Origin of the sequence: Persicobacter psychrovividus, from assembly GCF_036492425.1 — a bacterium.
In the GTDB taxonomy this organism is placed as follows: Bacteria; Bacteroidota; Bacteroidia; order Cytophagales; family Cyclobacteriaceae; genus Persicobacter; species Persicobacter psychrovividus.
The window spans coordinates 205,745-231,280 of record NZ_AP025292.1; the positions used below are offsets into that span (position 1 = coordinate 205,745).

Annotated in this window: 21 protein-coding genes, 8 tRNA genes and 1 riboswitch; of the genes, 20 read left to right on the forward strand and 9 right to left on the reverse strand. The window is 43.6% G+C overall.

The window, feature by feature from the left end; all coding sequences use genetic code 11:
- Positions 1 to 34 precede the first annotated feature (34 nt).
- The 5 genes from AABK40_RS00855 to AABK40_RS00875 all read right to left on the reverse strand — a co-directional run bounded on the left by AABK40_RS00855 (position 35) and on the right by AABK40_RS00875 (position 6,513).
- A complete protein-coding gene (locus AABK40_RS00855) occupies positions 35 to 916 on the reverse strand; it encodes an HAEPLYID family protein (protein WP_338397405.1) in 882 nt (293 codons plus the stop codon).
- 382 nt (positions 917 to 1,298) lie between these two features.
- Positions 1,299 to 1,886 (reverse strand): hypothetical protein, encoded by a 588-nt coding sequence (locus AABK40_RS00860; RefSeq protein ID WP_338397406.1) that lies wholly within the window; start codon positions 1,884 to 1,886, stop codon positions 1,299 to 1,301.
- A 210-nt stretch (positions 1,887 to 2,096) separates the two neighbouring features.
- Positions 2,097 to 4,094, reverse strand: a complete 1,998-nt coding sequence (locus AABK40_RS00865; protein WP_338397407.1) for a protein-disulfide reductase DsbD family protein — start codon at positions 4,092 to 4,094, stop codon at positions 2,097 to 2,099.
- A gap of 483 nt (positions 4,095 to 4,577) precedes the next feature.
- Positions 4,578 to 4,961, reverse strand: coding sequence for a hypothetical protein (locus tag AABK40_RS00870; RefSeq protein ID WP_332922149.1), 384 nt, complete (start codon positions 4,959 to 4,961; stop codon positions 4,578 to 4,580).
- A gap of 187 nt (positions 4,962 to 5,148) precedes the next feature.
- A complete protein-coding gene (locus AABK40_RS00875) occupies positions 5,149 to 6,513 on the reverse strand; it encodes a dipeptidase (RefSeq protein ID WP_332922148.1) in 1,365 nt (454 codons plus the stop codon).
- A 294-nt stretch (positions 6,514 to 6,807) separates the two neighbouring features.
- Here AABK40_RS00875 and AABK40_RS00880 point away from each other — a divergent pair, with 294 nt between their 5' ends.
- The 17 genes from AABK40_RS00880 (at position 6,808) to AABK40_RS00960 (ending at position 18,492) form a co-directional block, all read left to right on the forward strand.
- Positions 6,808 to 7,950: a hypothetical protein gene (locus tag AABK40_RS00880; protein ID WP_338397408.1), complete on the forward strand. Its 1,143-nt coding sequence runs from the start codon at positions 6,808 to 6,810 to the stop codon at positions 7,948 to 7,950.
- 237 nt (positions 7,951 to 8,187) lie between these two features.
- Positions 8,188 to 8,260 (forward strand) — tRNA-Gly (locus tag AABK40_RS00885).
- A gap of 40 nt (positions 8,261 to 8,300) precedes the next feature.
- Positions 8,301 to 8,373, forward strand: a tRNA-Gly gene (locus AABK40_RS00890).
- Positions 8,374 to 8,415: 42 nt separating this feature from the next.
- A tRNA-Gly gene (locus AABK40_RS00895) sits at positions 8,416 to 8,488 on the forward strand.
- Between the two features lie 54 nt (positions 8,489 to 8,542).
- A tRNA-Leu gene (locus AABK40_RS00900) sits at positions 8,543 to 8,626 on the forward strand.
- Between the two features lie 18 nt (positions 8,627 to 8,644).
- Positions 8,645 to 8,717 (forward strand) — tRNA-Gly (locus AABK40_RS00905).
- A gap of 69 nt (positions 8,718 to 8,786) precedes the next feature.
- Positions 8,787 to 8,859: transfer RNA gene (locus AABK40_RS00910), tRNA-Gly, on the forward strand.
- Between the two features lie 54 nt (positions 8,860 to 8,913).
- Positions 8,914 to 8,997: transfer RNA gene (locus AABK40_RS00915), tRNA-Leu, on the forward strand.
- Positions 8,998 to 9,034: 37 nt separating this feature from the next.
- Positions 9,035 to 9,107: transfer RNA gene (locus tag AABK40_RS00920), tRNA-Gly, on the forward strand.
- Positions 9,108 to 9,300: 193 nt separating this feature from the next.
- On the forward strand, positions 9,301 to 10,287 hold the full coding sequence (locus AABK40_RS00925; protein ID WP_332919884.1) for an AAA family ATPase: 987 nt from the start codon (positions 9,301 to 9,303) through the stop codon (positions 10,285 to 10,287).
- Positions 10,288 to 10,562: 275 nt separating this feature from the next.
- Positions 10,563 to 10,889, forward strand: coding sequence for an ArsR/SmtB family transcription factor (locus AABK40_RS00930; protein WP_338397409.1), 327 nt, complete (start codon positions 10,563 to 10,565; stop codon positions 10,887 to 10,889).
- A gap of 86 nt (positions 10,890 to 10,975) precedes the next feature.
- Complete coding sequence (locus AABK40_RS00935) at positions 10,976 to 11,458, forward strand: DUF6428 family protein (protein WP_332919882.1); 483 nt, start codon at positions 10,976 to 10,978, stop codon at positions 11,456 to 11,458.
- 80 nt (positions 11,459 to 11,538) lie between these two features.
- Positions 11,539 to 12,159, forward strand: coding sequence for a low molecular weight phosphatase family protein (locus AABK40_RS00940; protein WP_332919881.1), 621 nt, complete (start codon positions 11,539 to 11,541; stop codon positions 12,157 to 12,159).
- Between the two features lie 3 nt (positions 12,160 to 12,162).
- The gene (gene arsB, locus AABK40_RS00945; RefSeq protein WP_332919880.1) at positions 12,163 to 13,230 is read left to right on the forward strand and encodes an ACR3 family arsenite efflux transporter; all 1,068 of its coding nucleotides are present in this window, start codon (positions 12,163 to 12,165) and stop codon (positions 13,228 to 13,230) included.
- 359 nt (positions 13,231 to 13,589) lie between these two features.
- Positions 13,590 to 16,352, forward strand: coding sequence for a TonB-dependent receptor (locus tag AABK40_RS00950; protein ID WP_338397411.1), 2,763 nt, complete (start codon positions 13,590 to 13,592; stop codon positions 16,350 to 16,352).
- Between the two features lie 113 nt (positions 16,353 to 16,465).
- Positions 16,466 to 17,695 (forward strand): hypothetical protein, encoded by a 1,230-nt coding sequence (locus AABK40_RS00955; RefSeq protein WP_338397412.1) that lies wholly within the window; start codon positions 16,466 to 16,468, stop codon positions 17,693 to 17,695.
- 59 nt (positions 17,696 to 17,754) lie between these two features.
- Complete coding sequence (locus tag AABK40_RS00960; protein WP_338397413.1) at positions 17,755 to 18,492, forward strand: hypothetical protein; 738 nt, start codon at positions 17,755 to 17,757, stop codon at positions 18,490 to 18,492.
- A 56-nt stretch (positions 18,493 to 18,548) separates the two neighbouring features.
- On the opposite strand, the gene AABK40_RS00965 is transcribed toward AABK40_RS00960, so the two are convergent.
- Positions 18,549 to 19,013 carry a toxin-antitoxin system YwqK family antitoxin gene (locus tag AABK40_RS00965; protein ID WP_332919876.1) on the reverse strand — a complete coding sequence of 155 codons (465 nt, stop codon included), beginning with the start codon at positions 19,011 to 19,013 and terminating at the stop codon, positions 18,549 to 18,551.
- Between the two features lie 176 nt (positions 19,014 to 19,189).
- Positions 19,190 to 19,531, reverse strand: a complete 342-nt coding sequence (locus tag AABK40_RS00970) for a carboxypeptidase-like regulatory domain-containing protein (protein ID WP_332919875.1) — start codon at positions 19,529 to 19,531, stop codon at positions 19,190 to 19,192.
- 346 nt (positions 19,532 to 19,877) lie between these two features.
- Here AABK40_RS00970 and AABK40_RS00975 point away from each other — a divergent pair, with 346 nt between their 5' ends.
- The 3 genes from AABK40_RS00975 (at position 19,878) to AABK40_RS00985 (ending at position 22,562) form a co-directional block, all read left to right on the forward strand.
- Entirely contained in the window at positions 19,878 to 20,792 is a 915-nt protein-coding gene (locus AABK40_RS00975; RefSeq protein ID WP_338397414.1) for a TIGR01777 family oxidoreductase, read from the forward strand.
- A gap of 12 nt (positions 20,793 to 20,804) precedes the next feature.
- A complete protein-coding gene (locus AABK40_RS00980) occupies positions 20,805 to 21,557 on the forward strand; it encodes an LOG family protein (protein WP_332919873.1) in 753 nt (250 codons plus the stop codon).
- Between the two features lie 69 nt (positions 21,558 to 21,626).
- Positions 21,627 to 22,562: a lytic transglycosylase domain-containing protein gene (locus AABK40_RS00985; RefSeq protein ID WP_338397415.1), complete on the forward strand. Its 936-nt coding sequence runs from the start codon at positions 21,627 to 21,629 to the stop codon at positions 22,560 to 22,562.
- A 126-nt stretch (positions 22,563 to 22,688) separates the two neighbouring features.
- Here AABK40_RS00985 and AABK40_RS00990 read toward each other — a convergent pair whose 3' ends face one another.
- Positions 22,689 to 23,732, reverse strand: coding sequence for a homoserine O-acetyltransferase family protein (locus AABK40_RS00990; protein ID WP_338397416.1), 1,044 nt, complete (start codon positions 23,730 to 23,732; stop codon positions 22,689 to 22,691).
- A 71-nt stretch (positions 23,733 to 23,803) separates the two neighbouring features.
- Positions 23,804 to 25,120 carry an O-acetylhomoserine aminocarboxypropyltransferase/cysteine synthase family protein gene (locus AABK40_RS00995; protein ID WP_332919870.1) on the reverse strand — a complete coding sequence of 439 codons (1,317 nt, stop codon included), beginning with the start codon at positions 25,118 to 25,120 and terminating at the stop codon, positions 23,804 to 23,806.
- A 262-nt stretch (positions 25,121 to 25,382) separates the two neighbouring features.
- Positions 25,383 to 25,486: riboswitch (SAM riboswitch) on the reverse strand.
- Positions 25,487 to 25,536 lie beyond the last annotated feature (50 nt).

The window sequence follows — 25,536 nt, forward strand, 5'->3', positions numbered from 1 at the left end:
ATTTTTTATTCGGTGCTTAATCTGTGGATAAACATCAAGGCTCATAAATCAAGCGCAGGAAGGAACTGAAACGCTCGCTCTCGCGACTGATCGGGATACCAGTTACAATACCAATCATGATGTTCTCGGTAACCTCTACACGCATCTGAGGGCGAATGGTCATGTCGAAATCATTATGGTGCATTTCTTTATTGAACTCTATCCCGAGGAAGTTTCTTGTCCCGGGGATCATATAATGAATATTGGAATTGAACTGCCAATGCGTATCGACGGTTGGGGAATCAAAATGCTTGGCGATAACCGGTCCGGTATAAATGAGGGTATGGAAATTCTGCCCCCAGCGTTTGGCCGCAATGAAGAAGGGATTGTAAACATTGCCAGTAAAGAATTTACCTTTACCATATTGGCTGAAATTATTGATTTCAAACTCATGGATATACCCAACAGCCAGGGAGGTCTTGTATTTTTCAGACACTAAAATAGTATATTGCCACGCAAGTTTAAGGCTTTCCAACCCACTTGATGGAGCACTGACGGTATCAGATTGATCGCTATTTTGTAAGGAGTTTGGAGATTGCAGTGGGTAGTAAAAAGAAAATGGTAACTCTACTTCCAGTCCAAGGCGATCCATTGGTGCCCATTCGTATTCAACCAGCGCTTCGTAACGATCATAAGTGTTATGGTCGAGTAATCCCATCCCTACATTCCACTCCTTCTCTCCTTTCCTTGCGCCCAGGTCACGGATCAGGTCAATGTATAAGGGTTCGGCATGAAGTACCTTTGCCGGTTTGTCGGGATGCGCTTCTGTTTCGTTGATGTAAAGACTGTCGAGGGTGTTTTTGGAATGTTGCGCCGTGGCAGTTAAAGTACTGAGGACGCAACATAAGATGATATAGGTGATTTTGTTGAGATTCATGTTTTTTTTGTGAATGAATATTTGTTGTGGTGATTTTCAAACTATAATGTCGATGTTTTTTGACCATGATTTACCTGTTTAGAAGGATTACCATGATTTTTATAGTTGGGGTAGCCTAAATCAAATGAGTGCATATCACCCCGAGGGTAATCTATCGCGTGACTCTGTCTCGTGATAGGAAAATCCGGATAAGAGCTATCACGAGAGGGACTCTCGCGATAGCAATAAGGTCTTTGCCCTCCTACGGTTATGCACTCAAATCAAATCCTAAAATCAAGAGTATGGTAAACAGCAATTGACGGATCAATGGGTTTATGCACTTGATAAGATCAGCTTGTGGAAAGTGGTTGGTGGTTAGCGATTGATGTTTTTTGTGTTCCAGTCACCGATCATAAATCACCAGCCACCCAACTTTATAGCTTCGTTTAATGATCCACTTGGCGGAGACAAAGCTTGCCAGGGCACAACCGATCAATAGGTTGAAAGAGGCTCCCAAAGCGTAGATTGCAGGCATTCCCCACCAGTTCATCATTTGACCGTAAACGGCAACAGCAGCCAAAATTGCTCCAAGGACATTGATTTGTACCCTTTGGGTTGTCCTTAGTGTTGCAGTCAAAATCAGCATCCAACTTAATAAGATCGCTACCAAAAATTGGGTGAGGATCTCAATGGTAAAATATTGCATGGGATTATAGTATTCCAGGGGTTTGGTAATGATCCAAGAGAAGGAATCGTCGGTGGTCAGGGTGCTGATTTTGTTTTGGAAAAGATCATCAAAAGCGGGGGTAACTAAACTGCCCGCTTCCAACTTGGTGAGCTGTTCTACCTGAAAATGCTCTGTTTGCGCAGAGATACTTTGGGTATTGACATTCTGTGTAGAAGGTACGCCCCAAGGCAGCATTTGCGTCAGGCCACTCCAAAAGAAGAGAATAAGGGTGATGGTTAAAGTTGATGTAATGAATTGCCTCATGTTCGGAATACGACTGATTTGGTTTGTGGAAAAAAGTAATAGGGGTCCGAAGCAGGTTAAGTTTTGCAAAAATACACTCCAAAACGATTTGATGGCAGTTTTGTGTATAAAAAATGTGATATAAAAAAAGCCCTTCAAGCAATTGCTCGAAGGGCTGAAGAATTTTATAGGATCGTAGGGATGTTGCATGCAACGTCCGTACATGACATGTTATTGCCCATTATAAGCGTCCACACCTTTTTGAAGGAATTCCACGAAGTTGTTCACATTCAAATCGTAGGCTTTTGGCTGAACCATCAACTCGCCATCGCTATCCAATAACAGATAGAAAGGCTGTGCGTTGTTGTTGTATTTTCTGATCTGAAGGTCTGCATTTTGCTTACCGATTGTCTTTTTGACTTTGTTGTCATAGGTAGAAGTGTACCAGTCAGCTTCCGGCAGTTCAGTTTTATCATCTACATAAAGTGCTAAAATCACATAATCTCTGCGAAGGATTTCCAGTACTTTCGGGTCCGACCAAACACGTTCTTCCATTTCACGGCAGTTCACACAGCCATGTCCAGTGAAATCCACAAAGATCGGTTTGTTCAATTTTTTGGAAGCCTCCAAAGCCTCATCCATATCGAAATAGCCTTTCAGGTTGTGTGGCAAGTGAAGGAATTCTGAATACTTAGCAGGACGATCCAGGACATTACCCATAGCAGCGTTTCCACCGCCAACGATCATTGGTTCATCCAAATTGAAATCCTGTGTTGTTCTTGGAGGCAAGTAACCCGCCAGTGGCTTCAATGGTGCACCCCACATGCCAGGAATCATATAAACCACAAAAGTGAAAGTAAGAATCGCCAGTACCATTTTAGGGACTGATACTTTTCCGTCTGTTGGTGAATCATGAGGCAAGCTGATTTTGCCCAGGAAGTACAAGCCAATCATAAAGAAGATGACAATCCAGAAGGCCAGGTAAACCTCACGGTCTAAAATGCCAAGATGATAAGTCTGATCTACGATCGAGAGGAATTTCAGACCTAAAGCCAACTCAAGGAAACCTAAAACCACTTTTACATTATTCAGCCAGCCACCTGATTTTGGTAAGCCGTTCAGCCAGCTTGGGAAGATCGCAAACAGGGTGAATGGGATTGCAAAAGCCAAAGAGAAAGCGAACATCCCAACGATAGGCTTTAGGATTGCGCCTCCGGCAGAAGCCACCAAAATTGACCCAACGATAGGGCCAGTACAAGAGAATGATACCAATACCAGCGTAAAGGCCATAAAGAAGATACCGGCAAGGCCACCTTTGTCTTCGTTTTCGGTCGATTTATTTACCAGCCATGATGGCATCACAATTTCAAAGAGCCCAAGGAATGATAGGGCAAAGATGACAAATACAACAAAGAAAAACAGGTTTGGTGCCCAGTGTGTCGCCAGGAAGTTAGCGAATTCAGGTCCCATAAATACGGCTACGACTGTCCCCGCAAGGGTATAAATCGCAATAATAGAGAAGCCATACAATAGCGCTTTTTTGATGCCATTCGAGCGGTCGCTGCCACCCTTAGTAAAGAAAGTGACCGTCATTGGGATCATCGGGAACACACATGGAGTCAGTAAAGCGGCTAATCCGGCTAAAAATGCCAATACGGCAAAACCCCAAAGAGTTGTATTTTCATCTCCTTCACCTGCTACTTTGGTAGAAACTTTCTCTCTTTTTGCAGGGGTCGTTTTAGCAACCTGAGCCTTCGACCCTAACACTTCATTGAAGTCAAAATCTTTGTCGAAAGGAATACACTGTCCCGATTCATCAGAGCAGGTTTGGTATTCGATCGTAACAGCGATCTGTGGGTTTGTTTTCAGGATTTTAACCTTTTGCTGAAATTCACCCTGCTGTTTGAAAAAGGTGTATTCCCCTTCCCAGAGGTCATCATAATGTTTCTTTGGGTTGATAGGTTTGATGCCACCAACCAATTCGTAGGTGTCGTTGGGTTTGAAGGTGAAAGTGGTTACCATCGGCCCAAGTTCTGGGTCGAAATCCGAAGAATATAAATACCAGCCATTCTGAATCGTGGCATTGAAACTCAGGGTAACTTCGTCGCCAACCGTGTAATTTTTATTATTGACTGATAGCGACCATTGCGCTGGATCCTGAATATCGGCAAAAGCCGTACTGACCATCCCTAAAAGGGCGATCATGAAGAGTATGCTTAATTTTTTCATTTTATTAGAAATATCGAAAACGTTTACTCCCACAGATTACACAGATTTCCACAGATTAAATATCCGTATGGAAATAGTATATACTGAAGCAGTAAGCACTGTGTAATAATGTCAGAGGGGTGTTAATAAACCATGATTACCTTGATTAACAGGATTACCATGAGTTTTTATTTTAATTATTGATTTGTGAACAACGACTAAAAAGACCTCAAGAAAAAATCTGTGGAATCTGCGTAATCTGTGAATAAATCAGTACCCTTTTACATTTTTTATTTGGTGCTTGATTGATTTTTTGTTGAAGAATTTTGCCTCCCGAGCACAACTAAAGCATCTCATTAATTCCATTAATCTGTGGACAAAACAAATCCACGCACTGAGAATCTGTGAAAATCTGTGTAATCTGTGGGTAAAATAAATTCAGCAACAATTGTTTTGGGCATAAAAACCCGCATCACGGTTTGTGATGTTCAAGGGGCGATATTTCTAAAACCTTGGAGGCGGTGAGAGGCTGTTTTCTCCCAGGAAGTGATATAATTCCTTCAGTACTGCTGTGTGTTTGATCACGGCGTAAGTCTGCTGAGGAATGAATTTGAAGAGTTTCAGGATGTGTTGATCCAGTGCTTTTACAATGACAATCTCTTTGGTGCAAGTCTTTGCTTTGGTCGAAGGCGCTGGAATGAAGTGGGTAAAGTCGCAAGTCTGATCTCCAAAAACAGAAGGGTAGCATTTTACTTGCTGATCCATACTTGCAGGGGCATTACCCCACTGTACACAAAAACGAATATAGGGGGAGTTCACGGGTACGGCGCCATAAGTATAGGCGAGTATCGCGATCAGGATGCCCAATATTTGAATTTGCTTTAACATATGGTAAAGATAACGAGTCCGCGAGCTTAAAGGAAATAGAAAATGCGCTATTTGGTACCAATTGTCTAAAAATTGACAATTAGACTGGTTAAAAAAGATCGAGCTAAAACATCTTTCCGTCAATTGCATAAAAAAAGCGAAAACCAGGGAGGGCTTTCGCTTTTTCAGTGTGGTGTATTTGACCAGCTTATTTATTCATTTCAGCAAACTCCTTGTGGAATTCGATAATCGTTTCGATTCCCATTAGGTAGTTGTCGATGCCGTAGCTTTCGTTTGGAGAGTGAATGGTATCTTCGTCTAATCCGAAGCCCATCAAAATGCTGTTCAGCCCTAACTCTTCTTTGAATAAAGCAACGATTGGAATCGAGCCACCTTCACGCATAGGAATCGCCGGCTTGCCCCATACTTTTTCAAAAGCATTGCTTGCTGCGCGGAATCCCGCAGAATCGATGTTGGTTACCGATGCTTCGCCTCCGTGGTGCGGTGTAACTTTTACTTTTACGCAGTCTGGAGCGATAGACTCAAAATGCTTTTTGAAAAGCTGCGTAATCTCTTCGCTTTTTTGGCCAGGAACCAGACGCATCGAAATTTTGGCAAATGCCTGCGATGGCAATACTGTTTTGGCACCCTCGCCAATATATCCGCCCCAGATACCGTTTACATCCAATGACGGACGAATTCCAGTGCGCTCAATAGTTGTGTAACCGTCTTCTCCACTCACGGCATCAATGCCCAAATCTTTTTGGTATTCCTCGAGGCTGAATGGCGCCTTGTTGAGTTGCTCACGCTCTTCTTTGGAAACTTCAATCACGTTGTCATAGAAGCCAGGAACGGTAATTGAACCTTTTTCATCCTTCAGCGAGGCGATCATTTCTGCAAGTACATTAATCGGGTTGGCTACTGCTCCGCCATATTGTCCGGAGTGCAAATCCCTGTTCGGGCCAGTAACTTCTACTTCCAGGTAGCTCAATCCACGAAGTCCCGAGCAAATAGAAGGGCAATCCATCGAGAACAGGCCAGTGTCAGAAATCAGGATTACGTCAGCCTTCAGGCGCTCTTTGTTCGCTTTTACAAACTCACCCAAATGCTTGGAACCGATTTCCTCCTCCCCTTCAATCATAAATTTAAGGTTTACAGGCTGCCCCAAAGTTTGCATCGCCTCGAAAGCCTTCAGGTGCATATAAGCCTGCCCCTTATCGTCAGATGCGCCACGGGCATAAATTCTGTTGTTGCGTACCGCAGGCTCAAATGGCTCCGTTTCCCACAGCTCATAAGGGTCTGCCGGTTGCACATCATAATGGCCGTAAACCAATACTGTAGGCAGCGATTCGTCGATGATCTTATCGGCATAAACTACCGGGTGGCCATTCGTCGGTACAATCTCAATATTTTCAGCACCCGCCTCTGCAAAGCGATCCTTAATAAATTCAGCCGTTTTTTGCACGTCGCCGGCAAATTTAGGGTCTGCACTTACTGAAGGGATGCGTAGCAAGTCAAAAAGTTCGTTCAAAAAGCGGTCTTTATTCGCTTCGATAAATGATTTAGCCTCCATAGGGATGATATATTTATGAGAGTTTATGATTCTTGATTTCTTCGGCAAAATACCAAAAATATGCGGTAATCGCCTCATGAATACGCTATATTAGGAAAGGAGCGTGCCGTTTTGGAGTACTTCCAATGAAAGTGAAATGTTTTACAACCATTGGGTGGCAAGAATGATCGATTATTTGCAACTTTGTCGAAAATCAGTGCTAAATTAGTCGGTTGTTACTGTTCCGATATGGCAGTTTAGCAATAAAAATTAAAACCAAAAGTATCCTTATCATAGGATTAAAGTGATTGATAGATGAAAAATTGGCTGAAATATAGTCTGGTGTGTATCCTTGCAGTAGGTGCACTGAGTGCTTGTAAGAAGGATGACGAACCAGCTCCTTATATTCCGAACCCTTACGATGCTTCAAAGATTATTGATACCACGGGTGTTGATGCACCTTATTATCAGGGATCAATTCAGAACCCTACCCTGGATAACATTCAGGAGTTGGAAGACCGCAAGGTCGTGAGTATTCGTGGTAGTCTGATTTTCCGCGACAACGATTACAGCATTAGCCCTTACGAGGCTTTTGATTTCCTGGACTCTATCAATGGTAGCCTGACGATTGCATCGGACAGTACAATAGATAAAATTTCGGGTTTCAGTAATTTGCTGTTTGTTGGAAACGACCTGACGATCGATCGAAATTCGAAAGCGACCACCATTACGGCATTCCCAAAACTAACCACTGTGGAGGGGAACCTTACGGTGAAGAACAACGAAAAGATAACCTCACTGAAGGGCTTTGATCAGTTGACGAACTTCAAAGGGAACCTGCGTATTGGTTTAATGCCTGTGCTGGCCTCTTTGGATGGGCTGAATAAGATTGATTCGGTATTGCAGTTGTCATTGGAGCAATTGCCATTGATTACCGATCTTTCAGGGCTGGATAATTTGAAATTCATTGAGGCAGATATGATCATCTCTCAGAATGATAAACTGACTTCACTCAAAGGCTTGGGAGATGTTACGGAGCTGATGCGTCTGGACATCAATCAAAATAAAGTATTGAAAGACCTGAATGGTCTGGAGGACATTGAAACCATTGATGGGGAATTCAGATTGCTGGCCAATGATGCGCTGACAGATTTGACCGCCATGAGTAAGCTGACCAAAGCAGGAGGAATTAATATTTCCTCGAATGCCAACCTGAGCTCCCTTGCTGGCCTTGAAAATACCGCCATTGGAGGCACAACAGATACCAATTCGCTGAAAGGAATTTTGCAGATTGATACCAATGCCAAGTTAACCGTTGCAGGAATGTGCGGTGTTGCACATTTGGCGCAGGAAAAAATTGATAACGATTCTTTTGACTGGCAGGTATCGCTGGCCAACGGCGAGGCCGTTAATCCTCAGCAAGTTGTTGATGCCTGTGGCGCAACAAGACGTAAATAATGAGATTATAATCCACTTAAAAGCCAAAGTTTTTTGTTAAAGACTTTGGCTTTTTTGTTGGCAATTTACGATGTTTGCGAAGCTTTAGCCCAAAGAGAAAGTTTGGAAAATCCCTTTTCAGGTAGTCAGAAAGGCGTTTTTTTAAAAATTATCAACTTTTTTCTTTTCAGTTATTGCATTTAAAAAAAACGTGGCTACCTTTGCAATCCCTTAACGAAACAAGGGGCGCAAAAATAAGCGAAAGTAGCTCAGCTGGTAGAGCACAACCTTGCCAAGGTTGGGGTCGCGAGTTCGAATCTCGTCTTTCGCTCAAAATTCTGAAACGTCAGAATTGAGCAATACAAATTCCTGCGAAAGTAGCTCAGCTGGTAGAGCACAACCTTGCCAAGGTTGGGGTCGCGAGTTCGAATCTCGTCTTTCGCTCAAAAATTCTGAAAACGTCAGAATGGAGCAATATTAATTCCTGCGAAAGTAGCTCAGCTGGTAGAGCACAACCTTGCCAAGGTTGGGGTCGCGAGTTCGAATCTCGTCTTTCGCTCAAATGAATTTTTCGGAATTCGTTTTATCCGCACCTGATTTATCGGGTGGTCGGGCCGGAGTGGTGGAATCGGTAGACACGCAAGACTTAAAATCTTGTGACCGTTAGGTCGTGCGGGTTCAAGTCCCGCCTCTGGTACTTATTAGCATATATCCCGCGAAAGTAGCTCAGCTGGTAGAGCACAACCTTGCCAAGGTTGGGGTCGCGAGTTCGAATCTCGTCTTTCGCTCAAAGAAATTGACATAAGCCTTGCAATAAAGCAAAACGTTGCTTAACCTTGCAATCGCAAAAACATCCTGCGAAAGTAGCTCAGCTGGTAGAGCACAACCTTGCCAAGGTTGGGGTCGCGAGTTCGAATCTCGTCTTTCGCTCAAATGAATTTTTCGGAATTCGTTTTATCCGCACCTGATTTATCGGGTGGTCGGGCCGGAGTGGTGGAATCGGTAGACACGCAAGACTTAAAATCTTGTGACCGTTAGGTCGTGCGGGTTCAAGTCCCGCCTCTGGTACAAAATTTTGCTGGCAACGGCCAGTGTAATATTTCCTGCGAAAGTAGCTCAGCTGGTAGAGCACAACCTTGCCAAGGTTGGGGTCGCGAGTTCGAATCTCGTCTTTCGCTCTACAAACCTTCTTCTAATGATTAGAGGAAGGTTTTTTTATGCTTTTTATTTTCTCCTCCCTTTCTGTTCTTTTGTTTTCAAAGGATTGTTCTTATTTTGGCAAGCCAACTTTTTTTAAGGGCTGAAAGTGCCCCCAATGAGGAAAAAAGTAAGCAATACTGAAACGCATACATAAAGACATATTTTTACGGCATGGATACTGTAAATAACGACCTGCGCGCGGCGCGGCAACAGAAAATTCAACAAGTATTTCAAGAAGTAGGAAAAGTTGTTGTTGGGCAGGAATACATGGTCAATCGCCTGTTGATTGGTTTGTTCACCCAAGGGCATATTTTGCTGGAGGGGGTTCCTGGTCTTGCAAAAACTTTAACCGTAAATACACTTGCGGAAGTACTGAAATTAGACTTTCAACGTATTCAGTTTACCCCTGACTTGCTCCCTGCGGATTTGGTCGGAACGATGATCTACAATCAGCGCTCTGGGGAATTCGAGGTGAAGAAAGGCCCTGTGTTTGCCAATATTATTTTGGCCGATGAGGTGAACCGCTCCCCCGCCAAAGTACAGGCAGCACTTTTGGAGTCAATGCAAGAGAAGCAGGTAACGATCGGTGAGCATACTTATAAGCTCGATCGCCCATTCTTGGTGCTGGCAACACAGAACCCCGTAGATCAGGAAGGAACTTACCCATTGCCAGAGGCACAGGTGGACCGTTTCATGATGAAGGTGTTCGTTAACTACCTTTCTAAAGAAGATGAGCTTGAGGTCATGCGCCGAATGGCCAACATGCAGTTCGATACCAAGATCGAAACCATTTTGAGCAAAGAGGATGTATTCGCAATCCGTGATGACATCAATGCGGTTTCTATTTCGGAATCTTTAGAGAAGTATTTGATCGAATTGGTATTTGCTACCCGAAATCCAAAAGATTATGGTTTGGGCGAGTACGCACAATACATTCAGTTCGGGGTGTCTCCTCGTGCATCAATTGCCCTTAATTTGGCAGCGAAAGCGATTGCTTATTTTGATGAGCGCATGTACGTTTTGCCAGAGGATATTAAGGAAGTTGCTGTGGATGTACTGAGTCACCGTATCCTGTTGAACTACGAAGCCGAAGCGGATGGCGTATCGACAAGAGATGTAGTAGAGGCGATCTTGAAAAAGGTGCCAATTCAGAAATAATTGATAATACAAAGGGGTATTTATTTGTCCACAGATTTTTTTGAACGAGCTATTCGCTTGGTGCTGATTAATCAACTTTTAGGCAAAATAAATAATCATGGAAATCCTTTAAATCAAGGTAATCATGGTTTTTAATACCTCAAATATTGGTCTTAGCGGGATGCTAAGCCCCAAAATATCGCAAGCGTCGCTTGTTTAATCAGTAAAAGATCCCTTCGGGGATCTTTTTTTTGCTTAAGTTTTCAATTCTGAAAAATATATTCTAATATTGCTATATGGGAATAACAAAAACAGAAGGATTTTCGTCAGAAATCAATTTGATGGCCGAGCGGCTGAAGGCACTTGGTCACCCTGCACGTTTGTACATCATGCAGTACCTGGCCAATTGCGACCGCTGTATTGGCAACGATTTGGTAGAAGAGTTGCCACTGGCACAACCAACAATCAGCAAGCACCTTTCAGAGCTTAAAAGAGTTGGGCTGGTGCAGGGCACGATCGATGGCAAGCAGATGAATTACTGCATTAATAAAGAAGGCTGGGAGGCTATACAACAGTTTGTGGTAGGTATATCCATCAAGTTGGATACTCCCAAATGTTGCTAAGGCAAACCATCACATATCCATCATTCGATGGGTGTTGAATTGCTCCGAAGATTTCTTCACTCCATAAAAAAATAACGACTCAAACCATGACATTATCTGAACTCAAAGAAGCTTTAAAAGGCACTGACGCATTACATATTCAAACCCCTGAAGGCACTGCCGTTCCTGCGCATTTCCACCTGACGGAAGCAGGCGTGAAAACCAAAAAATTCCTTGACTGTGGAGGTACATTGCAGGAAAATACCACCATTTGTTTTCAGCTTTGGGTAGCTGATGACCTTCAGCACCGCTTGAGTGGTGAAAAAGTACTGAAGATTATTGAGGATACAGAAAAAGTGCTGGAGCTGCCAGATGCGGAGGTTGAAGTGGAATACCAACAGCAGACCATTGGATTGTTTCAGTTAAAAACCATTGGTCGGGGAAAGTTCATGCTTTCTGTCATGACCACCGATTGCCTTGCACCAGATCGTTGCGGGATCACGCCACGAGAAGAAAAACCAAGAATTAGAATGAATACCCTTGGGCAAATCAGTGGGCAGACTTGCGATCCCAATACAGGTTGTTGTTAATCCTTCTCCTATTGCAAGGGGCTTCAGTACAGGGTCCTGACTGTGCAAATTTTTGAAATTAAAAAATCTAAACATACACCATGAAATCAATCACCCTTTTTCCTACGCTGCAAAAGACCGTTGCCGATTGGACGGGTCAACCTATTGACGAGAACCGCAAAGCGGACCTTCAGGTACTGATTGACTATATTCAGTCGAAAGTCGATCAGCAAAAGACGGCTCAGCTGAACTTTATCTGTACGCACAATTCGCGTCGGAGCCACCTGACGCAACTTTGGGCGAAGGTTGCCGCAGACTACCATCAGGTACCTGCTGATACCTATTCAGGAGGTGTAGAAGTTACGGCATTTAACGAAAGAGCAGTGGCATCATTGCAGCGAGCAGGCTTTAAAGTTGAAGCAGAAGGCGATGAAAACCCTCGGTACAGCATGTCTTATGCCGAGGAGGCGGCACCACAGGTCGCTTTTTCAAAGCTCTTCGACGATGCGGTAAACCCTTCAGCAGAATATGCAAGCATCATGACCTGTTCGCATGCCGACGAAAATTGCCCGGTACTTTTTGGGGCAGAGGCACGAATCCCTTTGCGCTACGAAGACCCCAAGGCTTTTGACGGTACTGCGGAAGAAGGTCAGAAATACGATGAACGTTCGGCGCAAATAGCCAACGAGCTGTTTTATGCCTTTTCAAAAATTAAAAAATAAACCATGAGCAATACAAAAAAACTGGGATTTCTGGATCGTAACCTCACCTGGTGGATCTTCCTCGCTATGGCGATTGGTGTTGGGCTGGGTTATCTGTTGCCGAGCTTTCCTGAGTATATCAATCAAATGCAGACGGGCAGTACCAATGTCCCTATTGCCATCGGTTTGATCCTGATGATGTATCCCCCACTGGCGAAAGTGAATTATAGGTTACTGCCCAAAGTATTCAAAAATGTGAAGGTACTGAGCGTTTCTCTTGTGCTTAACTGGATTATTGGACCTACACTGATGTTCGCTCTTGCGTTGATCTTCTTGCATGATTACCCTGAGTATATGGTTGGGCTGATCCTGATAGGCCTCGCCCGATGCATTGCAATGGTTTTGGTATGGAATGATCTGGCCGATGGCAGCAGCGAGTACGGCGCTGGTCTGGTGGCACTGAATTCCATCTTTCAGGTGTTTGGCTACAGTTTTTACGCCTGGCTTTTCATCACGAAACTGCCCCCTCTATTGGGCTTCGAAGGCGCTATTGTAGATATTTCCATCGGCACAATTGCCGAGTCGGTAGCCATCTACCTCGGTATTCCTTTTTTACTGGGTATTCTGAGCCGGGTGGTATTGGTAAAGGCCAAAGGAAAGCAGTGGTATGAGCAAACCTTCATTCCTGCAATCTCGCCGATGACATTGGTCGCTTTGTTGCTGACCATCGTGGTGATGTTCTCCCTGAAAGGGGAACTGATCGTCAAAATTCCTTTTGATGTCTTCCTCATTGCAGTGCCTTTGCTGATTTATTTCATCATCATGTTCTTTGTTGGTTTCTTTATGAGCAAAATGATGGGTGCTCCTTATGATGAAAATATGGCGATCTCATTCACTGCCGCAGGAAACAACTTTGAATTGGCCATCGCTGTGGCTATTGCCGTTTTCGGGCTGAACTCAGGTCAGGCGTTTACAGGTGTTATTGGCCCGTTGGTTGAAGTCCCTGCCCTGATTCTACTGGTGCGTGTCGCCTTCGGTTTACGTGATCGATTTTATAAACCTAAGCCCAAACCTTCAGCGGTTCAGTCGTAAAGTGGAGGGCAGATTAAAAAGGATGTAAGGGAATAAACCTTACATCCTTTTTTTATACCTAATAATTATATGGCTGAAAATAGCCCGAACTAGTGAATATTACTACAATGTTAATTTGAGGTTTCCATGATGAAATAGGCTATTTAAATGGCTTAAGGCGGCATTTTGGGCTGGTTGCAGTAAAATTATGGAGCAGTAGTTATACATGGGTAACCTATTGAGTGCGCCAAAGCGGATTTGGTAAAGCACAGGTAATATTAAGGCGGCAAGAGGTAAAGTTTAATTAAAAATTAAACGAGGATTAAGTAACAGTGCAGGTCTACTTTTGTGGCAGATAAAATTAGCTACAAAGAAAACCCATGAAAAGAACATTACTAACCTCTTGGTTGCTGGCATTGATCAATATCGCCGTTTTTGCACAAAGTGGAACGATTAAGGGAACCGTAAAAGATAAAAATACGGGAGAAGAAGTGATTGGAGCAAACGTGCTGATCAAAGGAACAACGACAGGTACAGCAACGGATGTTTTCGGTAATTTTCAGTTTAATGCTTCCGCAGGAGCACAAACCATCACAGTATCTTACATCGGTTATAAAGACTGGACAGGTGCGGTGCAGGTTGCTGCAAATGGAGCAACGACCCTCAATGTTGATCTGGATCCTGATTTGGTAGAGCTCGAAGGTGTCGTGATCCGCAGTAAAGCGGAACGTTCAGGCAGTGAGGTGCTGCTGTTGGAACGGAAAAAAGCGGCAACGATGGTTGAAAACCTCGGTGTTCAGGAAATGGCCGTAAAAGGTGTTTCCAATGTAGAAGATGGCCTGACAAAGATGTCGGGTATCGCAAAAGTTGGTGCTAAAGGCGTATTTGTACGTGGACTGGGTGACCGCTATAACAGTGCAACGCTTAACGGCCTGCCTGTACCTGCCACAAACCCTGACCTGAAGATGATCCCCTTGTCAATCTTCCCTACCGATGTTGTAGAAGCCATCTCGGTAAGCAAAACTTTCAACGCCAACGAATATGGTGACTTTGGTGGCGCAGCCATTGATATTGGAACAAAGACGTATCCTGAAGAGGCATTTTTGTCTTTGGGTGGCGGCATCAGTGCCAACTCAATTACTACTGGCAAAAGATTTTCTTCCTTCAAAAATGGGCAGTTCGAGCGACTGGGCTTCAGTGGCAATGGCCGTACCAACCCACTGACGACACGTAATGTGCCATCAGTAAGCGAAAGTGGGCAGCCTTTTGAAAATGGCTTCACCCCTACCGTAGGCAATGCTCCTGTAGGCTTCGACTTCAGCGCACGTGGCGGTAAAAAATATGAGCTTGGTGTCGATTCCCACCTCGGGTTTATCGCATCGGTAGCGCACGAAAACAATTATTCTTATAAAGGAGGTACCAAAAGAAACTTGAACGCTCAGGCTGCTGAAATGAATAATTTCGAGCGAGATGAGTACGTTTATAGCACTTTGACTACCGCCCTGCTTGGTGTAAACTACGCACTGAACGATCAGCATAATTTCACTTATAATGTCTTGTTTGCCAATACATCAGACAACACAAATTCAGAGCTGTTTGGTTACATTCAGGATGTGAACGCAGACGATATCCTGATTCGTCGTAACACTTACACCCAAACACAACTACTGACCAACCAATTACTCGGTAGTCATGAATTGAATACTGATGGAACACTCGCTTTTGAGTGGGGCGGTTCCTACTCTACCACAAACAGAGTGGAGCCTGACCGTCGTCAGAATAGTTTCAGAACAGAGTCGAATAGATTGCTGCAATTGAATGCGTCGCAAAACCACCGTTTCTGGAGTGATATGGATGAAAATGAGGTGGCCGCTAAAGCAAATTTCTCTTACAAGCATGGTATGCTGAATGAAGATGAAACCAAAGGAGAAGTGAAATTCGGTTACCAGGGAAGATTCAAAGGGCGCCAGATGAAGTCTTTTCAGTACAACCTGAGAGCTACGGGTGAGGAAGGATTAAAACAACCTGTATATGCTGATAACCCTGATGCTTTTTTTACAGATGAAAACTATGAAAAAGGTTATTATACATATACCAATGGTATAGATGTAGCACAGCATGAATTCGAAGCTTTTATGAATGTGAATGCGGCATTTGTAACTTATGATTATAATTTTTCTGAACGATTGAAAGCAATTGCTGGTGTACGATATGAAAAGGGTTTGCAAGAGGTTCATTTCCGTTCATTAAGAAATGCCTATGATGATCCTTTCAGAATCAGTGAGTATAAAACCAATGATTTCCTTCCTTCGATCTCTTTGAAATATGCACTGAATGACAAAACCAACTTCAGACTTGCGGCAAGTAAAACATTGACCCGCCCAGGCATGAGAGAGATCATTCCTTTCCAGTATCAAGATATTGACGGGAACCTGTTTGAGGGTAATAAGGATTTGGAGAATTCTACGAATTATAACGTTGACCTGAAGTATGAATATTTCCCAAATTCAGGCGATGTATTCAGTGTCGCTCTTTTCGGAAAACGAATCAACGATGCCATAGAGATGACACAGGTTGCACAGGGTGGAGGTAACTTATTTACCTATACTAACACCGAAGCAGCAAATGTTTACGGAACAGAAATTGAACTGAATAAAAATTTAGGCGCTGTGCTCGGAGAGGATTTCGATGGATTTAGTGTCGGTTTCAATACCACATTAATGGTGTCGGAAATTAAACTTAAAGAAGGTGATGATAAATCAGCCATCTTAACCAACCAATCTCGTGCATTGCAAGGTGCTTCCCCTTATTTGCTGAATGCAAACCTCGCTTACAATCACGAATTTGGCCAATGGAATACTACCTTCAGTGGTGTGTTTAACATGTTCGGCGATCGTGTGTACGCGGCAGGTCAGCAGGGTGCTGGTGATATATATGAAAAAGGTGTCCCTCGCCTGGATTTCATCTGGAAGAATCAAATTACAGAAAATTGGAGTGTAGATTTGAAAGTCAGAAATATACTTAATCCTGAGATTGAAAGATATCAGCAAGACTTTAGTGATACCCAAATCGATCGACAGTTGGTCGATGCTTACCATGCGGGTATGGACTTTAGTATATCATTAAGTTATTTGATTAAATAATCACAAAAGTTAACGAATAATAAATATGTTATTGCATTTAAGGTAATGTTAGAGATATACATTTGTATCATAACAAAGACGCAAAAACAAACCTTATATTATTACTATTTATCATGAAAAAACTATTCAGATTACCAGTTGCCGCAGCTATGATTATAGCATTAGGCTTTTCATCTTGTTCAAGCGATGACTCAAATCCTGTAGATCCAACAAACGAGATCATCAACGACAATAATGAAATTGTAAAGGACGTTGATCAAGACGTTACTTTAATGGCTGGTGAAACCTACTTTATCAACAGAGGAATTCACGTAACAGAAGACGCTTCTTTAACTATCGAGGAAGGTGTTACGATTAAGAATGGAGAGAGCTCATATTTGTTGGTAGAGCAGGGATCAAAAATTTTCATCAAAGGATCAGCTGGTAAAGAGGTAGTATTTACAGTAAATACGCAAGAGGCTAAGCCTGGTGCATGGGGTGGTTTGATCGTTAATGGTCAGGCGCCAATTAATGTTGATGGCGGTACAGCTACTGCAGAGGTAGGAGATGCGATCTATGGTGGTCAAATCAATGATGATAACTCAGGATCTATTGAGTATGCCGTATTCAAATATGGTGGAAACCAGATTAACTCTGAGAAAGAGCACAACGGCGTAACTTTGAACGGTGTTGGTAGTGGAACGAAACTCGATCACATTGCCGTTTATAACGCTTCTGATGATGCTTTTGAGTGGTTCGGTGGTACAGTGAATGCGACGAACTTATTTGCTTACGGTTCTCAGGATGATATCTTTGACTGGACTTACGGATGGACAGGTAGTGTTGAGAATATCTATGGTGAGCACAACTCGGCGATTAACAACGGTGAAAATGACCGCGGTATCGAGGCTGATAACAATGGTTCAAACTTCCAGGCGCTTCCTCTTTCTAAGCCAATGATCACTAACTTGACTTTGGTGGATAAAGATAACGTAGGCTCAAACGGCTTGAAATTGCGTGCGGGTACTGCTTTTGACTTGACTAATGTTGTGATTGAAGGATTTGGTAAAGTAGCAGACGGTGCGGCAACAAAGAGCATCATCGATGTTGAAACTTTGGAGTCTATTGGTCATATTGAAGATGCCACTTCTTCTATTGAAAAGTTGAAATACATGGCAGCAAACGGTACTGAATTGACTTACAGCGTGAAAGCGGGTTCTGGGCAAGAAGATGCCACTGATGCACAAATTGAGGCAGTTAAAGGCTTCTTCGGTGCAGGTCTTGATGCATCGGCAACTGGCGCGCCTCAGGCATTGGTTACTTGGGGTAAATCGGTAGCCGTTGGCGACAGCGACGCAAAATAAGATTTAATCATTAACAGAAGTCGCTTACATCTTGTGAGCGACTTTTTTTTTGTAAAAAAATGAGGTATATCGGAATACTATTTTTGCTTCTTTGTATGGCTTGTGAGCCTAAAGAGGCTAAAATCAATTTCAGCCGACTGGATCAAGATTTGTCGGCAATAAAAAACAGCGGACTGGATACGGCAAGCCTGAACAGTCTTCGGGCAGTGAACAACCCCAAAATACAACAAAAGCTGGCGCAGCTGACGTATGCAGATTTTTGTGCAGAGCGCAAAGCATACCTACGCTTGAAAGCAGAAAGAAATACACTGAATACTTGCATCGATTCACTCACCCTTCAGTTCAATATCAATAAGAAAAAGCGATTTGAACAATTGACAGCACTTGATATTCAGCCCCCTTATTTGACAGGGAAAACGATCGTGATTCCTTATCAAATCACTTTTCATCAAGACAGTCTGATGCAATATTTCCCGATGCTTGAACTGCGCTATTATTCAGAAGATCGCCAGTTTGTACATTCCCTCTTTCGCTTCGATTCGGTGAACTTTGACCACCAATATAAAGGCTGTTGGAAAGTATATGCCTCAAATGCTGCGGAGGCATCACAGTCGCTCAAGACCTACAGCAAGCAGATTGCAGAACAAGATTACCGCCTTGATTTTCGCCCGTCTGGGCCCCGAAAGAAAGTGCGGGCTTATAATCAGTTTTTAGAGCAGGAACACCAGGCACTTTTTTACCGCCGTTCAGTTATTGATGCACAACTTTTTGATAATCGTTACGCCCAAGCTCTATAAACAAAAAAAGACGAGCAAACTGCTCGTCTTAAAACCTTAATATTATAGATAGTATATCAATAATTCATCTCCTGAGTGAGGTTGCCGTTGGCATCAAATACCTTCCAGTGGCCCACTTTTTTGCCATTCGCATATTGAAGCTCATAGCGGATATTACCTTGGTCGTCGCGTAAAACCCAACGGCCGTCTTTTTCTCCATTCTTGAAATAAGCTTCACTGACCTTCACGCCATTTTTGTTCCACTTAATCCACTTGCCTTGCTTCAGGCCATTCATATAAGCACCAAGCTCTTTCTGCTGCCCTGACTCATAATAAGTATTTGCCAGTCCGTGCTTACTGCCATTAACCATCGTAAAGATGGCCTTCGTGGCACCATTTGTATATAAGTTCTCAAACTGCCCACTGAAGAGCTCCCCTGAGGTATTGTAATATTTTCCGCTGCGTTCTACTAAGTTGTCTTTTGCTGCAAAAGCGTTTGTTGAAAGTAAAAAAGTAACGAGGATTAAAAATAGATTTTTCATAAATCCCGAATTTATTGATGTTAATAATATGTTCCTTTGCTATGGTATAAATGTAGTACATTTTCCCAATGTTACCAAATTGTTAACTATATTATCGTATTGTAAACGGAAAGGTTTCACACAAAAAAAGCCCTTATCGTGGATAAGGGCGCCGTTTGATTTTTCAGGAAGATATCTTATTCTAATTCAGCAAGTTTAAAGACCCGAGAATTATTGCTATTTTTTGACAAATTTATTTGCTCAGTGTCTTTTTCATAAGCGATATAGTCAATTTCAAGGGTGTATTGGCCATATTTAATGTTTTTGAAGCTGAAGTTACCATCGAAATCGGTCATTGTCATGATGCTGGTTCCGTGAATGGCGACCTCAACACCAGCAAGGGCCTCGCCTGTTCTGTGATCAACGACCTTCCCCGCAAAGTTGGTAGAAGTAGCATTGGCTTCTGTGGTACCTTCGCCATGGGCAAAAGTGGAAAGCTGAAGCGTTAAAACAGCCAAAAATGTTAGAATGTATCTCATGTCTCGAATATTAACAGTACAAATATAACGGCTTTCGAGGGGAAAAATCATTATCTGGGCTTCATCATTATATTGCGTTAATGTTAAGCTTTCCTTGCGCAGCTGCTGATGTGCTAAATTAAGGGAGATTATGCTTGCCGTCCATGGGTATTTATGAAGGTGAAAGTAGCAGGATTGTTTTAATAGATTGATTTTTAGTAGATTAAATCCGGGTAGTGCGGAAAGGGATGTTCGGCCTGATTTTAATGCCTGAAATGAAGGCTGATTGGAGCAGTAATAAAAAAGAAACTATCCAACTGTTACCTTTGCCCTTACGTTCAAAAAAGACAATAATTCTGATAATACTTTGAGCAAAACGATATTAATTACCGGAGGGTCAGGCTTGGTGGGAAAGCAATTGACCGACATTTTACTTCATCAGGGTGCCACTGTTAAGCATTTGGGAAGAACCCCAAAAACGCAAGCTAATGGCGTACAAACCTACAAATGGGATATCAGCGCACAAACCATTGACCCTGCTGCTTTTACCGATGTTGATTGTATTGTTCACCTTGCGGGGGCAGGTGTGGCTGATGAACCCTGGACGAAAGCCCGCAAGCAAGAAATTCGCGACAGTCGGGTGAAAGGGACCCAGTTGCTTGAAAAATATTTGATTAAAGTGCCCCATCAGGTGAAGGACTTTGTGTCGGCATCGGCGATCGGTCTATATGGTGACGGCTCGGATAAAGTGCTGCATGAAGATGCGCCTGCGGGTGATGATTTCCTGGCCACCGTTGTTCAGGAATGGGAAGCGGCAGTAGATCACCTCGGGGAACATTGCGACCTCAGGACGGTGAAGCTGCGCCTCGGGGTGGTGCTTTCTGAGCAGGGCGGCGCTTTGGAGCAAATGCGTAAGCCGACCAAGTTTGGGCTCGGTGCCCCTTTGGGTTCAGGGGACCAATACATGAGCTGGATTCATATTGCTGACGTCGCACAGATGTTCAGCATGGCCATTCATCAGCAACAAATGGGGGGCGTTTATAATGCCGTCGCTCCAAACCCGGTCACCAACAGTGTTTTTACACAAGTATTGTCAGATGTCATGAACAAACCACAATGGGTTCCCCGTGTGCCAAAAATAGCCCTCAAGTTTGCGCTCGGAGAAATGGCAGTGGTTGTGTTAAGTAGTGCAAGAGTTTCCGCAGTGAAAATTCAGGAGGAGGGCTTTGAATTCCAATACCCAAAACTGCGTCCTGCGCTTGAGGCAATTTTAAATCAATAAACCGCATTTACCATGAGTGATATTCAAAATGATGCAGGCGCAAATGCCCCTGCCGACGATAATAGTGAAGAAAGAATAAGAGCCGCTTTCAAAAACAAAAACTGGTCAGAAATTAAAAGTTCAGACTCCTGGACCATCTTCCGTGTGATGGCTGAGTTTGTGGAAGGCTTCGATAAATTGGCCAAGATTGGCCCCTGCGTTTCTATTTTCGGATCAGCAAGAACCAAAGAAGACAATCCCTATTACCTGACCGCTTCCAAGATTGGCGAGGAGCTCGTAAAGCATGGTTATGGGGTGATTACTGGCGGAGGGCCTGGGATTATGGAAGCAGGAAACCGAGGCGCGCGGGCGGCAAATGGTAAATCTGTGGGATTAAATATTGATTTACCCTTTGAACAATTTTCAAATGTTTATATTGATCCCGATAAGTTGATTACCTTTGATTACTTTTTTGTGAGGAAGGTGATGTTCGTGCGTTACTCTCAGGGATTTGTTGTGATGCCTGGCGGTATGGGTACTTTAGATGAACTTTTTGAAGCCATTACTTTGATTCAGACAGAAAAAATCGGCCGATTTCCGATTGTTTTAGTGGGGAAAGAGTATTGGACAGGTCTTGTAGACTGGCTTCGTACAATGGTGTTTGAGAAGGAAAAGAACATCAGTGAAAGGGATTTTGATTTGTTCCACATCGTGGACACCCCCGAGGAGGTGCTGGAAGTGATTAATGATTTTTACTCTAAATATTTGTTGAGTCCTAATTTTTAGGACTCCTTCAATGCCTTAACCTCACATGACAGTGTCAGAAGTTGAAAGAATAAAAGGAAGGAGATTTTGGTGAAAAAGTTTTTTTTAGGTTTGGGAGTCGTGGCGGTAGTAGCAGGGCTTGCGTTTGTTAAAAATTCCGAGCTGCAAGGGCGAGGTAGTTTCAGTGGTGAAACCATTAAAAATGCGGGTATAGCAGATACTCCTGTGGCACCCTTTATCAATGCGAAAGTGGTCAAAATGCCCAAGGATCTTAACTTGGCAGGGGAACCAGTGCCTTTAAACGATCCCGATGTTTATGAGCGAATGGACAAGGAATTGTATGTGAACACTTACTTCCATTCCAGTACAATCTTTCTCATTAAGCGCAGCCATCGCTGGATACCGCAAATGGCCAGTATTCTGAAACAGGCGGGTATTCCCAAAGATATGATTTATGTAGCGGCAATCGAAAGTGGTTTTTCCAATGTGATTTCCCCCGCAGGAGCGGCAGGGTATTGGCAGCTGATGAAAGGTACCGCGCGGGATTTAGGTCTTGAAGTGAACGATGAAGTTGATGAACGTTTTGATCCAATGAAGTCCACTTATGCGGCTTGTAAATATATGCTGGAGTCCTATGAGAAATATGGCAACTGGACCAATGTAGCAGCTTCCTATAATATGGGGCGCAATGGTTTCAATAAAGCGGTAGCCAAGCAGCGGGTAAGCTCTTATTACGATTTATTGCTAAACACCGAAACAAGCAGGTACGTGTTCCGCATGCTGGCAGTAAAGCAGATTTTAAAAGATCCTGAGGCTTTTGGATTCTATATTCCTGCCTCTGCACTTTATCAGCCTGAAGCACTGAAAGAGGTGGAGATCACGGAAACTATTCCTGACCTGACCACCTGGGCACTTGACCACCAGATCAATTACAAAACACTCAAACGGTATAATTCATGGCTGCGGAAGAATACACTGACGATAAAAAAACCAGGAAAAAAATATACCATTAAACTACCTGCATAAAAAAAACGAGGCTGTCTCATAAAGAGGCAGCCTCGTTTTTTTATGTGCTGACGATAAATCCTTGCAGTTGAGGTATTCGGTTATTCACCTGTAAACTCACGGCTTTCGCCTTTTAATCGTTCAGGATTATTTTGTTTTCAAAACAGAAATGGATTCATAGTATTTGGTAATCGCCTCGGTCAGTTGCACAGACTCAATCAAAAAGCCATCATGTCCGTAAAGGCTGTCGATTTCTGAATAGTGTGCCTGTGGCGTGTGTTTAGCCAAAAATTGTTGTTCCTCAATCGGAAATAAAATATCGGAACTCAGGCCAATGTATAGGCAAGGGATATTGATTGCCGACAGCACAGCCTCCAGGGTGCCGCGCTTGCGTCCAATATTTTGGGAGTCCATCGCTTTGGAAAGGTACCAATAGCTGAACGCATTGAAACGCTTCACCAGCTTTTCACCCTGATATTCCTGATAGGAACAAGCGCGGAAGTTTTCAAGCTTGTCATCGTCAGGGTCCTGTTGTGTGGCCAGATAAGTCTGATAATTTCGGTAAGAGAGCATGGCTACCGCACGTGCCGTTTTTAGGCCACTGAGACCTGCTTCAGGCTGACGCTCCTGCCAGCTTGGGTCTTGCTCAATCGCCATACGCTGAGTTTGGTTGAAGGCAATTCCCCAGGGAGAGTGTTTGGCACTTGCACCAATACAGATCAAATTTTGAATGACCTCAGGGCGAGAGATCGTCCATTCCAATGCCTGTTGCCCTCCGAGTGAGCAACCAATAAGCTGCTGAATTTTTTTCAGTCCCAAATCTGCCCGAAGAAGATCAAAAGCCCCGATGATGTCCCTGTTGGTAAGTACTGGGAAATCGTGAAAATAAGGCTGACCTGTTTCTGTATTGGTGCTCAACGGTCCCGTAGAACCATAGCAGCTGCCGAGCATATTGGCACAAACAATAAAATCCCGAGCGGGATCGTAAAGCTTGCCTTCGCCAAAAAGGCCCGGCCACCAGTCAAGGACATTATCATTTCCAGAAAAGGCATGACAAACCCAAACGACATTGTCCTGGGTCGCATTAAGGGTTCCGAGGGTGGTATAGGCCAGCTCAAAACTGTTGAGTGTGGCACCGCTCTCGGTTAAAAATGGTTTAGTGTATTTAAAAATATGCTGTTGTGCAGTCATGCTTGTGTTTTTGTCAAAGTCACTGAAGTGGTGAAGAAAGTGCTCTTCGCCACTTCAGCGGAAAGTATATATTAGGCCGTTACCTCAGCAAATGCTTTTTCGAAAGCTTGCGAAATATCGCCTTTAATGTCATCAATATGTTCAAAGCCTACGGAAAGTCGAAGTGCGTTTGGCAAAACGCCTGCCGCCGCTCTTTCTTCTTCAGAAAGCTGTTGGTGTGTGGTGGATGCAGGGTGAATAATCAATGTTTTTGCATCCCCTACATTGGCAAGATGGCTCACCAGTGCAAGATTGTCCACAAACTTTTTCGTGGTGTCAAGATCGCCCTTCACAGCAAAAGAAAGTACGCCACCGAAGCCTCTTTTCAGGTATTTTTTTGCCGTTTCATGGCTCGGGTGCGACGCCAAACCTGGATAGCTCACCGATTCCACCAATTCATGCGCCTCCAGCCATTCAGCGACTTTCTGTGCATTTTCTACCGTGCGTTCAACCCGCAGGGAAAGGGTCTCCAAACCCTGAATCAGCTGAAAAGCATTAAAAGGACTCAATGCAGGACCAAAATCCCTCAGCCCTTCTACCCTTGCCCGAATAATATAGGCAATATTGCCAAAAGGGCTGTCGGCACCGAATGTATCCCAGAATTTCAAGCCCTGATAACCTTCAGAAGGTTCCGTGAACTGCGGGTATTTCCCATTTCCCCAATTGAAATTCCCACCATCGATAATCACACCACCGATACTTGTGCCATGTCCACCGATCCATTTGGTGGCCGATGCCGTAACGATATTCGCACCATGCTCCAAAGGTCTAAATAAATACCCTCCTGCGCCAAAAGTGTTATCAACTACCAAAGGAATATCGTGTTTTTTTGCTACTGCGGCAATTTTCTCAAAATCGGCGACATTGAAGGACGGGTTGCCGATAGATTCCAGGTAAATCGCTCTGGTATTTTCGTCAATGAGCTGCTCAAAGTGCTCAGCTTCGTTATCCTGCGCAAATTTTACCGTGATCCCGAGGCGCTTGAACGCCACTTTAAACTGGTTGTAGGTTCCTCCATACAAAAATGGACTACTGACAATATTTTCTCCAGCACTGACAATATTGTTCAGCGCAATGAACTGTGCCGCCTGTCCGGAGCCTACTGCTAAAGCCGCTACCCCACCTTCCAAAGCTGCTATTCGCTGCTCAAACACATCTGTGGTCGGGTTCATGATTCGGGTATAAATATTTCCGAATTCCTTCAGGGCAAAAAGGTTTGCACCATGATCTGAATCTTTGAAAACGTAGGAACTTGTTTGGTATAATGGCACTGCCCTTGAGCGGGTGTCGCTATCTAAACTGTGGCCTGCGTGTAATTGTAATGTTTCGAAATGATGTGAATTAGACATGGTGATATGGTTTGAAGTGTTTTTGATCTTAAAAAAAAGCGGAGAATTCACGCCCCTTTTCTGCCAATCGTTAGCAGATGAGCGAACGGCACCGATAATCAGTACCGTGATCGGAAGTGTAATGAGTGAAGGATGCCGCTATGGGCGCATTCGTTCAAAAACAGCGACATAAAGGGGTTTGACCTTCGCAGCATTGCGAAAGTATTCAGGAGTGTTGGCTTCAATGGCCAAAAAATAGTGCTGAGATAATTTCATTGTCGTTAATTTATATTCACCAATTATTCTTGGTTCAGGAATTAGCACCTTAACGAGGGTCAGGTTGCTAGAGCTTCTTCGAGCCTGTCTCTTCACTCTTCTTTATAAATCAATGCGTGGATACCGCCTTGACTTGATGCCTCAAATATCTGCGGCAAAAA